This window comes from Microbacterium sp. 22195, from assembly GCF_052056515.1.
Lineage (GTDB): Bacteria > Actinomycetota > Actinomycetes > Actinomycetales > Microbacteriaceae > Microbacterium.
The window spans coordinates 183,340-194,706 of record NZ_JBQEPE010000006.1 but is presented as its reverse complement, the minus strand read 5'-3'; the positions used below and the strand labels follow the sequence as shown (position 1 = coordinate 194,706).

The 11,367-nt window shown below is 69.6% G+C and carries 9 protein-coding genes; 1 reads left to right on the top strand and 8 read right to left on the bottom strand.

What is annotated here, in order from left to right; translation table 11 throughout:
• The 6 genes from ACTJJ4_RS16575 to rpsF form a co-directional block, all read right to left on the bottom strand.
• A partial coding sequence (locus ACTJJ4_RS16575) for a beta strand repeat-containing protein (RefSeq protein WP_440944321.1) occupies positions 1-4,999 on the bottom strand: 4,999 nt, incomplete at its 3' end.
• A gap of 86 nt (positions 5,000-5,085) precedes the next feature.
• Positions 5,086-6,135 carry a hypothetical protein gene (locus tag ACTJJ4_RS16570; protein WP_440944320.1) on the bottom strand — a complete coding sequence of 350 codons (1,050 nt, stop codon included), beginning with the start codon at positions 6,133-6,135 and terminating at the stop codon, positions 5,086-5,088.
• Between the two features lie 163 nt (positions 6,136-6,298).
• Positions 6,299-6,751, bottom strand: a complete 453-nt coding sequence (rplI, locus tag ACTJJ4_RS16565; protein ID WP_285630735.1) for a 50S ribosomal protein L9 — start codon at positions 6,749-6,751, stop codon at positions 6,299-6,301.
• 11 nt (positions 6,752-6,762) lie between these two features.
• Positions 6,763-7,017, bottom strand: a complete 255-nt coding sequence (rpsR, locus tag ACTJJ4_RS16560) for a 30S ribosomal protein S18 (protein WP_071641238.1) — start codon at positions 7,015-7,017, stop codon at positions 6,763-6,765.
• 61 nt (positions 7,018-7,078) lie between these two features.
• Entirely contained in the window at positions 7,079-7,585 is a 507-nt protein-coding gene (locus tag ACTJJ4_RS16555) for a single-stranded DNA-binding protein (RefSeq protein ID WP_440944319.1), read from the bottom strand.
• A gap of 5 nt (positions 7,586-7,590) precedes the next feature.
• Entirely contained in the window at positions 7,591-7,959 is a 369-nt protein-coding gene (gene rpsF, locus ACTJJ4_RS16550; RefSeq protein ID WP_285630752.1) for a 30S ribosomal protein S6, read from the bottom strand.
• Positions 7,960-8,194: 235 nt separating this feature from the next.
• Between rpsF and ACTJJ4_RS16545 the strand changes: the two genes are divergently transcribed.
• Entirely contained in the window at positions 8,195-8,905 is a 711-nt protein-coding gene (locus ACTJJ4_RS16545) for a hypothetical protein (RefSeq protein ID WP_440944318.1), read from the top strand.
• Between the two features lie 74 nt (positions 8,906-8,979).
• Here ACTJJ4_RS16545 and ACTJJ4_RS16540 read toward each other — a convergent pair whose 3' ends face one another.
• Both ACTJJ4_RS16540 and ACTJJ4_RS16535 read right to left on the bottom strand, forming a co-directional pair.
• Positions 8,980-10,293 (bottom strand): DUF6716 putative glycosyltransferase, encoded by a 1,314-nt coding sequence (locus tag ACTJJ4_RS16540; RefSeq protein ID WP_440944317.1) that lies wholly within the window; start codon positions 10,291-10,293, stop codon positions 8,980-8,982.
• Positions 10,290-11,162: an N-acetylneuraminate synthase family protein gene (locus tag ACTJJ4_RS16535; protein ID WP_440944316.1), complete on the bottom strand. Its 873-nt coding sequence runs from the start codon at positions 11,160-11,162 to the stop codon at positions 10,290-10,292. Before ACTJJ4_RS16535 ends, ACTJJ4_RS16540 begins: the two co-directional genes overlap by 4 nt.
• Between the last annotated feature and the right edge of the window lie 205 nt (positions 11,163-11,367).

Here is an 11,367-nt window from a genome sequence, read left to right as displayed (position 1 = left end):
GACCCGGAATCACGCCACCGAGGTCAGGCAGACCCGGAACCGTAGGGTCGCCGCCGGGAAGACCCGGCAGCTCCGGAAGACCCGGGATCAGACCGCCAATGGTGTCAACGACACCACCGACAACCCCGCCCAGGTCAGGAACACTCGGGAGACCCGGAACGGTGGGGTCGCCACCGGGAAGACCCGGCAGCTCACCCAGACCAGGAATCAGACCACCGATGGTGTCAACGACACCACCGAGGTCAGGAAGACCCGGCAGACCCGGAATGAGTCCACCAAGGTCAGGCAGCCCGGGAAGACCCGGGATCGTGGGGTCCCCACCGGGCAGGCCCGGCAGTTCGCCCAGACCAGGGACCAGGCCACCGATGGTGTCGATGACACCACCGACCAGCCCGCCCAGGTCAGGAAGACCCGGAAGACCCGGAATCACGCCACCAAGGTCAGGAAGACCCGGAAGACCCGGGAGACCCGGAACTGTGGGGTCACCACCGGGAAGACCCGGCAGCTCACCCAGACCAGGAACCAGACCACCGATCGTGTCAACGACACCACCGACCAGCCCACCCAGGTCAGGCAGACCCGGGAGCCCGGGAAGACCCGGAACCGTAGGGTCACCACCGGGAAGACCCGGCAGCTCACCCAGACCAGGAATCAGACCACCGATGGTGTCAACGACACCACCGAGGTCAGGCAGCCCCGGGCGACCCGGAACCGTGGGGTCGCCGCCAGGAAGACCCGGCAGCTCACCCAGACCAGGAATCAGACCACCGACGGTGTCAACGACACCACCGACCAGCCCGCCCAGGTCAGGAAGACCCGGCAGACCCGGAATCACGCCACCGAGGTCAGGCAGACCCGGAAGGCCCGGGAGCCCCGGAACCGTGGGATCACCGCCGGGAAGACCCGGCAGCTCACCCAGACCCGGAATCAGACCGCCGACGGTGTCAACGACACCACCGACGACCCCACCCAGGTCAGGCAGCCCCGGCAGCCCGGGAAGACCCGGAACCGTGGGGTCCCCACCGGGAAGACCCGGCAGCTCCGGAAGACCCGGAATCAAACCACCGACAGTGTCAACGACACCACCAACGATCCCACCCAGGTCAGGCAGCCCGGGAAGACCCGGAACCGTAGGGTCACCACCGGGAAGACCCGGCAGCCCACCCGCGATGTCGCCGATGGAGCCAGCGACATCACCGATCGTTCCGCCGAGGTCGCCGACGGTGTCGACGACACCGTCGATCGCATCGCACGGGCAGTCGGTGATGTCACCGACCAGGTCGCCGAGGTCGAGGACGGGACCGTGAGGTTCCCCCGGCAGAACTGGCAGAGCCGGAATCCCGGGGAGGTTCCCGATCACGCCACCGACACCGGGAAGGGTGCCGACGACCTCTCCGACGCCCGGGAGGGCGCCGATGACGGGCAGCGACGGAACCTCTGGCTCCCCCGGAACCGAAGGCTCCGTGGGCACCTCGGGCAGACCGCCGCCGATGACGGTGCCGATCGAGTCGACCGCGTCACCCAGCGAGCCTCCGAGCTCCGGCACGCCGGGCGCAGTGGACAGGCCGGGAACAGCGCCGATCACGCCGTCGATGAGGTCTCCGGCACCCGGAACAGCCGGGTCTCCGGGCTCACCGGCGCCGATCACGTCGCCGATCACACCGCCCACCAGCTCGCCGCCGGGCAGTGAGGGCAGACCGTGCACGTTGCCGAGAGCATCGCCCGCTGCAGCGCCGAGGTCGGGAAGCGGAATCGACGGAACACCGGGAAGACCCGGGTTCAGCGAACCGGACATCCCGGGCTCGACCACGACAGTGGCGTCACCCGACACCGCGCCCACCGGAGCGACCGCGTCGCCGGAGACCGTGACCGGAGTCGTGATCTCGACGACAGGCTGCCAGGCGGTTCCGACTCCGACGCCCTCGTTGCCGAGAGCCCCGTCGCCGAGGTCGCCGTTCGAGCCGTGCACGGTGACGAGCGAGTCGTGCGACCCGGTGTCACCCGCGATCGTGACCGCATCGCCCGAAGCGGTGATCGGAGCGACCACGCCGCCCACGACCTGCCACCCGGAGGCGACGCCGATGCCCGAGTCGTCCGCGTGGCCGGAGACGATCGAACCGCCCTCGGTCAGCACGGCCACATCCGAGCCTTCGGCCACCACGTCGCCGAGGCCCGACGCCGCGTTGCCCGAACCGGTCACCGGCACGACGACATCGCCCACGACCTGCCACCCGGTGCCGAAGCCGACCCCGGTGTCGGTCGCCTGACCGGCGGAGCCGATCACAGCGGTGTCGTCGACGATGCCGACGCCCGAATCGACAGCATCCGCATCACCGAAGGCGGAACCGGCGTTGCCCGAGGCCGTCAGCGGCACGGTCACGTCGCCGGCGACCTGCCAGCCCGAGTCCTTGCCGATGCCGTCGTTCGAGATCACGCCGGAGCCGTCGATGACGCCTGCACGGTCGACCACGGCGACATCCGAGCCCGCGGTCCTGGCGTCACCCACACCAGAGATCGCGTTCCCGGATGCCGTACCCGGCGTCGTCCAATCGGTCACGACCTGCCAACCGGAGTTGAGACCGATGCCGGTGTTGGAGACGTCGCCGTCACCGTCGATCACGCCCGCGTCGTCGACCACCGCGACACCCGAGTCGGTGGTGAGCGAGTCACCACTGCCCGAGAGCGCGTTGCCCGAGAACGACACCGGAGCCGTCACGTCGCCGAGCACCTGCCAGCCTGCGCCGACACCGTACCCTGCGTTCGAGACGTCACCGTCGCCGTTCACGACGCCGGAGTTGTCGACGATGCCGACCGTGGAGCCGGTGGTCCCGGCATCCCCGAGCACGGAACCGGAGTTGCCGGATGCCGTGGCCGGAGCGGTCACATCGCCGAGCACCTGCCAGCCGACGAGCCAGCCGATGCCCGTGTTGGACGCCTCGCCCGCGCCGTCCACCGCGTCGCCGCGGTCGACGATGCCGACACCCGAGTCCGTGGTGACTGCGTCACCCGCACCCGAGACGGCGTTTCCGGATGCCGTCAGCGGCGTGGTCCAGTCGGTGACGATCTGCCAGCCGGTGTCCTTTCCGACACCGACGTTCGAGACCTCACCGGAACCGTCCGCGACGCTCGCGTCATCGACGATGCCGACACCGGAACCGGTCGTGACGGCCTCGTTCCCCGCCGAGACGGCGTTGCCCGCGAGCGTCACCGGAGCGGTGACGTCGGCCGGGATCTGCCAACCCGAGTTGAGTCCGAAGCCGGCGTTGCCGATCTCGCTGCTACCGTCGGCCACGCCGCCGTTGTCGACGATCGCGACCCCGGAACCGGTCGACGTGGCGTTGTCCAGCAGCGCCCCTGCGTTGCCCGACGCCGTCACCGGCATCGTCACATCCGCGGGGATCTGCCAGCCGGCCCCGACACCGTAACCGGCGTTGGAGGCCGTGCCGCCGTCGGCGACACCGGCGTTGTCGAGCACCGAGACATCCGAGCCCGTCGTGACCGCGTCACAGGAACCGGACACCGCGTTGCCGGAGAACGTCAGCGGAGCGGTGACATCCGCGGGGATCTGCCAGCCAGCGCCGACACCGTAACCCGCATTCGTCACCTCGCCGTCGCCGTTCGCCACACCGGAGCGGTCCACGATCGCGACATCCGATCCAGACGTTCCCGCGTCGCCGAGCACCGATCCGGCGTTGCCGGACACGGTCACCGGAGCGATCACGTCGGCGGGGATCTGCCAGCCGGATCCGACGCCGTAGCCGGCGTTGCCGACCTCGCCGCCGCTGTTCGCGACGCCGGCCGAGTCGGCCACCGTCACTCCCGAATCCCGGCTCGCCACATCACCCGTCGCCGAGAAGGCGTTGCCGGATGCCGTCAGCGGAGCGGACACGTCGGCGGGGATCTGCCATCCGACGAGCCAGCCGATGCCTGTGTTCGACACCTCGCCGCCGCCGTTCGCGACACCCGCACGGTCGGAGATCGCGACATCCGAGCCCGAGGTGACTGCCTCACCCGTGCCGGAGATCGCGTTGCCCGAGAACGTCACCGGAGCGACGACATCCGCGGGGATCTGCCATCCCGTGTCCTTGCCGATTCCCGAGTTCTCGATCCGACCGCCGGAGTTCGCGACTCCGGAACGATCCTCGATCGCTACCTGGGATCCGTTCGATGCAGCGTCGTCGAACAACGAGCCGGCGTTGCCGGCCGCCGTGAGCGGCGTCGTCACATCAGCGGGCACCTGCCATCCGGTGTTGAGCCCGATCCCCGAGTTCGAGATCGTGCCCGCACCGCCGGCGGTGCGGTCAGCGTCGCGCACATCGACGCGAGAGTCGTTCGAGGACGCATCCCCGAAGACGCTCGCGGCGTTGCCCGCCGCGGTCAGCGGCGCGGTCACGTCGCCGGCAGCCTGCCAGCCCGTCCCCACACCGATGCCCTCATTCTCGAGAGCGCTGCCGCCGCCATCGCCGCCTGCACCTGTGGTCGTCACTGCCGAGCCGTGCGATTCCGCATCGCCGAACACGCTCACCGCGTTCCCCGCCACCGTCACCGGCGCGGAGACGTCGACGAGGCCCTGGGCGCCCGTGAGCACTCCCAGCGGATCGTTCGAGCTCGGGGCGTCCTTCGGCTGCGCCGGGGCCTGCGTGACCGACGAAGCCGTCGATTTCGCGTTCCCGGTCACGCTCACCGCGTTGCCCGACACCGTGACCGGCGTCGAGACAGCGGCTACCGCCTTCTCGCCCTTCAAGACGCCTGTTACGGCCTTGAGGTCGACGGAGACGATCGGAGCAGGCTTCGGCTTCTCGGCGGGCGGGTCCTGAGTGGACGTGCCCGTCGCGGAGACGGCCTGACCCTCGAGCGTGAGAGGCAGCTGGACATTGACGACCGCCGGGGCTTCATCCCCGGCAGGTGTTTCAGCGGCGGCAGCGACACCAGTACCTGCGACCCAGAGGCCGCCTGCGAAGCCTGCGAGAAGCAGACCGCGCGAAACGTACTTGTTCATGCCTAACCCTTTCTGAGTACGAAGAAGAGTGGATTCACATCTGATGAATCACGCACGTCGCGCACGAAGCGCGACGCCTCCCTCGCTCAGTCGGGGGTGGAGTCGGTGTCGAACACCGGCGACGAAGGCAGTTCGTCGTGCACGGTGCTCAGCGCCAGAGAGGCCGTGGCCTCGTGAAGGGATGCGGCAGCCGCTGCATCCGAGATCATGGATGCCCCGGACGCGCCGGAGCCGCCCGCGGACGTGCCGGAACCCCCGGACGGGGCGGGCGCCGCAGGCGCGACAGGGGGCAGCTCGCCGCCCGTCGGCGAATCAGCAGGGCTGTCGTCCGCGACGACGGCGGCGGGCGCAGCATCGGCATCCGCCGTCGGCAGAGCGACCAGCGCGGACGCGGACGCGGCGAAGGCCGCGGGCGCAGCGGATGCCGCGCCGGGGGCGGGGACCGTCTCGGAGACGGCGTCCTCCACCGGAACGCCCGGCGGTGCGGGAATCAGCGCCTCAGGGGTGCCGTGCACAGCATCGACGACGTCGTCGACGCCGCCGATGACCGGCGTGAGCAGGTCGCCCGTCGGCGCATCGCCGAGCAGTCCGGTGACCAGGTCGCCGGCGAGCGGCACCTGTCCGACGGTGTCGTTCACCACGGTGTCGAGCAGCCGCGTGACGGGTGCCGTGATGTCGCCGACCTCGACCGCGTCGAGAACCACGGGGACGGAGTCGACCACGTCCGCGACGGTCTTCGGGGCGTTCTCGACCACCGCGACAGTGTTCCGCACGGTCTGCGCGACGGCTTCGGGCACATGCGCGACGACGTTCGCGACGGATGGCGGGGATGCGGTGGCCTTCGGCACGGTCTTGACGACCTCGACCACGGGCGCCGCGACCTGCACGACGGGAGCGACGGCTTTCTGGACCGGAGCGACCACCGGCTTCACGGGGGCGGTGACCGCCTGAACGGCCTCCGTCGCGGTGCTCTCGACCTGGCTGACCAGGGAGCCCAGCAGTCCGGCATCCGAGTCGCCGGTGGCGGCGGATGCGCCCTGCGCACCGGTGAAGAGGCTGACCGCGAACCACGCGGCACCGACCGCGAGACCGATGAGGCCGATGCGCATGCCGGGGTGGGCGGCGCTGCTGCGCATTGCGGAGTCGCCTGTCTGCATCGGAATCACCCCCCGGTCTTCACTCGGAGGTTACACCCGTAGACGCGAACATGTGAAGAGCCAATATTCTGGCTGTGCGCCGCCCCCGAATGCAGAACGTCCCGCCCTCCGAGGAGGACGGGACGTTCAATGCGCGCGGCGATTACTTCGCAGCGACCACCTGAAGGGTGATCACGGCGGTGACGTCGTCGTGCAGACGGACGGTCGCCTCGTGCTCGCCGACCGACTTGATCGGGGCGGCGAAGTGCACCTTGCGCTTGTCGATCGAGCCGAGGTCGGCAGCGGCGACAGCGTCGGCCACGTCGGCCGTCTTCACCGAGCCGAACAGGCGACCCTCGGCGCCGGCCTTGACGGCCAGACGCACCTTGGTGCCCTCGAGCTTGTTCTTCAGGGCCGTCGCCTCGTCGAGGTCGTGGATCTGGCGCGCCTTGCGAGCAGCCTGGATCGACTCGACCTGCTTGGCGCCACCGCGGGTCCACGCGACAGCGAAGCCCTGCGGGATGAGGTAGTTGCGGGCGTACCCGTTCTTGACCTCGATGACGTCACCGGCGCTTCCGAGCCCGGCGACCTCGTTCGTGAGAATCAGCTTTGCCATTTTCGTACCCCTTAACGGCCAGCGCCGGCGTAGGGCAGCAGGGCCATCTCGCGAGCGTTCTTGATCGCCTTGGCGATCAGACGCTGCTCCTGGACCGAGACACCGGTGATGCGACGGGCGCGGATCTTCCCACGCTCCGAGATGAACTTGCGAAGCGTTGCGACGTCCTTGTAGTCAATGACGCCCACGCGGATCGACTTCGCGGGAGCGGTGGGCTTGCCACCCTTCCGCGGCTTGCGGCGGTCGCCGCTCGACTTTCCAGCCATGAGTTTTCCTTAAAGATGAGATCGGATGCCTGAGCCCTGAACGGGCTCGGGGATCCAGAAGTTAGAACGGGGTGTCGTCGCCGAAGCTGCCCGGGGTGCTCCACGCGTCAGCGCTCGACGAACCGGGGGTCGACCACGGCTCCTCCGAGACCTGCTGCTGCGGGCGGCCACCGCCCTGGAGGCTTCCGCCCCCACCACCGTTGGATGCGGCCCGCGTGACCTGTGCCGTCGCGTATCGCAGCGACGGACCGATCTCGTCAACCTCCAGCTCGATCGCCGTGCGGTTGTTGCCGTCGCGGTCCTGGTAGGAGCGCTGACGCAGACGGCCCTGCGCGATCACGCGCATGCCCTTGGTCAGCGAACCTGCCACGTGCTCGGCGAACTCACGCCACACCGATGCGCGGAGGAACAGCGCTTCGCCGTCCTTCCACTCGTTGGCCTGACGGTCGAACGTGCGCGGGGTCGATGCGATGGTGAAGTTCGCCACGGGCAGGCCGTTCTGCGTGTAACGCAGCTCGGGGTCCGCCGTGAGGTTGCCCACCACGGTGATGACGGTTTCGCCGGCCATGATGCTTACGCCTTCGCGGCCGTCTTGGGCTTGCGAGCGGCCTTGTCGGCAGCGCGCTTCGCCTCGGCGGCGACCATGGCCTGTGCCTCTTCGGCGCGCAGGACCTTGGTGCGGAAGACGAGCTCGCTCAGCTTCAGCTGACGGTCGAGCTCCTGGGTGGCCTCGCTCGTCGCGGTGAAGTTGACGACGGCGTAGATGCCCTCGTTCTTCTTGTTGATCTCATAGGCGAAACGGCGCTTGCCCCACACGTCGACCTTGTCAATCGAGCCACCATCGTTGGTGATGACCTTCAGGAACTTGTCGAGGTTGGGGGCAACCTGGCGCTCGTCCAGCTCGGGGGTCAGAATGACCATGAGCTCGTACTGGTGCGTCACTTACCCACCTCCTTCGGACTAGAACGGCTCCCGGGACTTTCCCGGAAGCAGGAGGGTGTGTTGCGTGTCATCCGCTCCTTCGGCATGGCGCCGCCGGGCAGACAACCACAACAGTCTACCGGAGTCCACGCCTCCACGCGACCATGGTGAGTTCACCCCATAAGGGTCGCCCTCCGCCTTTTGGCAGACTGTTCCGGCACCGCCATCTCGGCGTGCACGAACGGAGGGAGACGCCATGCGCGTCAGCAAGTGGGGGATCGGGGCGACGCTGATCGCCATGACGATGCTCGTCGGATGCTCGGCACCGGCCGGCGGCGACGACGAGAAGAAGCCGGAGAGCCAGAGCCAGGCGAGCGAGAAGCCCGCCGACAGCACCGCCCAGGACTGCCCGGAGCTCACCGAGGGCGCGACCATCGAGGGCAGCGTGCTCGGCACCTGCATCGCGGACCACCTGAAGACCATCGCCGGGTACGCCGCGACCACCAGCACCCTGGGCATGGAGACGAAGGCCCGGTACAACCCCGCCGACAAGGCCATGGAGACGACGTCGCCGATGGGCTCGATGATCCTGGTCGACGGCGCCGCATACGTGAAGGGCGCGACCGGCGACTGGCAGAAGGCAGACACCGGCTCCGGCGACCCGATCATCGCGGGGCTCAGCGCAGCGGCCCAGAACGTCTCCGCGCTCGACCCGGCCGCCGTGGCCGCAGCGCTGAACGGCACGTTCACGGTCACCGGCAAGGGCACGCGCCTCGGCCAGGAGGTGTTCATCCTCACCGGCAAGGTGCAGACGAACGGCGCGAGCGCCGACACCACCTACGAGGTGACCGCCGACTACGCCTCGCTCGCCACGAAGAGCACCGCCGAGGCGAACGGCATGAAGGCCGACTCGTCGATGGAGGTCACCGAGTGGGATGTGAAGCAGGACATCGTCGCCCCGATGTGATCCGCTGATCTCGGACGGAGTCGTGCAGGGATCGGGCATCCAGCCCGGTCCCTGCATTGCTTTCCGTCACCGGATCAGCGGCGCACGGGTTGCGCCACCGGCTCGCGCACCGGCGAGGGCGCCAGCGAGAAGTCCTCGGCCATGGCATCCGTGAGGATCGCTCCGCGGCGCCGCTTCACGCTCGCCAGGAGCGCGATCACCGGCGTGACGACGACCCCGGCCATCCGGCCCGCGATCGAGCGGTCCTCGGACCCGAGCACGTTGCGGCGATGCCATGCCTCGTGCAGCGCTCCGCCGCGCGCACGCGGGACCGTCCGGGCGGGGAGCATGCCTCTCCGGCGCTGCGCGACCAGGCGCTGGGTCTGCTCCCACCAGCGCGAGTCGCGCGGATCGTGGAAGTAGTTGGTCGTCGCCCAGCGCGGGTTCGGATGCCGGAATCTGCGGGCGACCACGTCATCCGCACCGCCCAGCAGGCCGCTGTCCCCGAAGACCCCGTTGAGCAGTTCCGGGCGCACGCCGAACTCGTCGAGCGCGATCACCGGCACGCCTGCAACCATCGCCTCGATCGCCGCCGTCGAGCTGACGGTGACGAGTCCCTCGGCCGTGGCGAGCGCCTCCGCCATAGGGGCGAACGAGAACACCAGGTTGTCGGGCGCGTTCTCGAGCAGCTCGGTGTAGCCGTCTCGCTCCTGATGCGCCTCGACCTCGCCGGGCCGCGAACGCAGCTTCACCACGACGCGGCGTGCGGGGTCGGCGACGGCCGCGAGTCGCAGGATCTCCGCGATCCTGCGGCGGTCATCGCGGGCCGCCGGCACCAGGGCCTGCGCAGCGAAGACCAGGTCGGTGCCGCCGGTGCGCTCGGAGGTGCGGTGCGCGAACGGCAGCGTGGCCAGGGCGACGGGCACCGTCACTCCGATCGCGCGGCCCAGGCGGGCGTATGCGGCGACCTCCCGGCGGGAGTGCACCACCATCAGATCGCAGTGCCGGCGGTACTCCAGCGCTCCGCGCAGAGCGGGGATCGACATGCCGGGCAGCCCGCTGACCACGACCGGGCGACGGCTGAGACGGTCGATCTGCCGGCTCATCAGTCGCACGAACGGCGCCCTGCCCGCCAGCACCACGACATCCGGCACGTCGCTGGCCAGCCAGTCGACGACGTCGGCGAAGGCGATGCGCGTCACGCTGCGCGGATCGTCGGCGAACCGGGTGCCGGCGAGCGCGGCATCCTTCTGCGCATCGCTGACGACCAGCGGCGTCTGCACCAGCAGCAGGTGCTGGCTGATGTCGTCGACGCGGTCCACGAGGTGCGCGGCCCACTTGACGAACGAGTCGGCGTCGCCGATCGCGACGACGCGCAGCCGGGGCGGGCGGCTGCCGGGATAGGTCATGCGCCCACGCGGCGGAGCTTGGCCATCGGTGCCAGCTCGCCCGGGTAGACCCGCTTGACGCCGTCGCCGAGGGCCTCCTCGATCACGCGGATGTCGCGCACCAGGCGCTCCAGCCCGCCCGGCTCCAGGGAGGCGGCGTGGTCGGAGCCCCACATGGCGCGGTCGAGCGTGATGTGACGCTCCACCGCGACGGCGCCGAGGGCGACCGCGGCGAGGGAGATCTGCAGGCCGCGCTCGTGGCCGGAGTAGCCGACCGGGATGCCCGCGTAGCGGTCGCGCAGCGTGGAGATCATCTTGAGGTTCGCCTCGCCGGGCTCCATCGGATAGGTGGAGGTGGCGTGCATGAGGATCGTGCGGTCGGTGCCGAGGGTCTCGAGCGCCGTGTCGATCTGCTCGATCGTGGACATGCCGGTGGAGAGGATCACGGGCTTGCCGGTGTCGCGCAGAGCCTGCAGCAGTTCGGTGTCGGTCAGGCTCGCGGACGCGACCTTGTGGGCCACGACATTGAGGTCCTCGAGGAACTCGACGCTCGGCACGTCCCACGGGGAGGCGAACCAGTGCAGGCCCGCCATCGTGGCGTAGTCGCCGATCTCGACGTACTCGTCACGACCGAACTCCACGCGGCGGCGGTAGTCGAGGTAGCTCATGGTGCCCCAGGGCGTCTCGCGCTGCACGTCGCGCATGTGCTCGGGCGTGGCGATCTCGGGCGTGCGCTTCTGGAACTTCACGGCATCCGCGCCGGCGGCGCGCGCCACGTCGATGAGCTGCTTGGCGATCTCGACGTCGCCGTTGTGGTTCAGGCCGATCTCGGCGATGACGTAGGTGGGACGGCCCCCACCGACCACCCGGTCTGCGATGCTGACGGTCATGAGGACGCTCCGTTCGATTGGTTCTCCGGTCCGTCTTCCTGGTCTACGGGCGCCAGATGAACCCCCGTCGTCGCTCGGGTGACCGTTCGCGGAAGCCCGGGCGACGAAAGCGGCAGGCTCGGCGGGTGCATCGCGGTGCCGTGCGTGTTCCAGATCGGGGGCCGACACGCCACTTCTCGGACGGATTCGCGGGAAACGTCCGTGA

Coding starts and splice junctions, on each gene's coding strand:
- rplI (WP_285630735.1), bottom strand. CDS start 6,751: ATGGCAAAGCTGATTCTCACGAACGAGGTCGCCGGGCTCGGAAGCGCC.
- rpsR (WP_071641238.1), bottom strand. CDS start 7,017: ATGGCTGGAAAGTCGAGCGGCGACCGCCGCAAGCCGCGGAAGGGTGGC.
- ACTJJ4_RS16555 (WP_440944319.1), bottom strand. CDS start 7,585: ATGGCCGGCGAAACCGTCATCACCGTGGTGGGCAACCTCACGGCGGAC.
- ACTJJ4_RS16570 (WP_440944320.1), bottom strand. CDS start 6,135: ATGCGCAGCAGCGCCGCCCACCCCGGCATGCGCATCGGCCTCATCGGT.
- ACTJJ4_RS16540 (WP_440944317.1), bottom strand. CDS start 10,293: ATGACCTATCCCGGCAGCCGCCCGCCCCGGCTGCGCGTCGTCGCGATC.
- ACTJJ4_RS16535 (WP_440944316.1), bottom strand. CDS start 11,162: ATGACCGTCAGCATCGCAGACCGGGTGGTCGGTGGGGGCCGTCCCACC.
- ACTJJ4_RS16545 (WP_440944318.1), top strand. CDS start 8,195: ATGCGCGTCAGCAAGTGGGGGATCGGGGCGACGCTGATCGCCATGACG.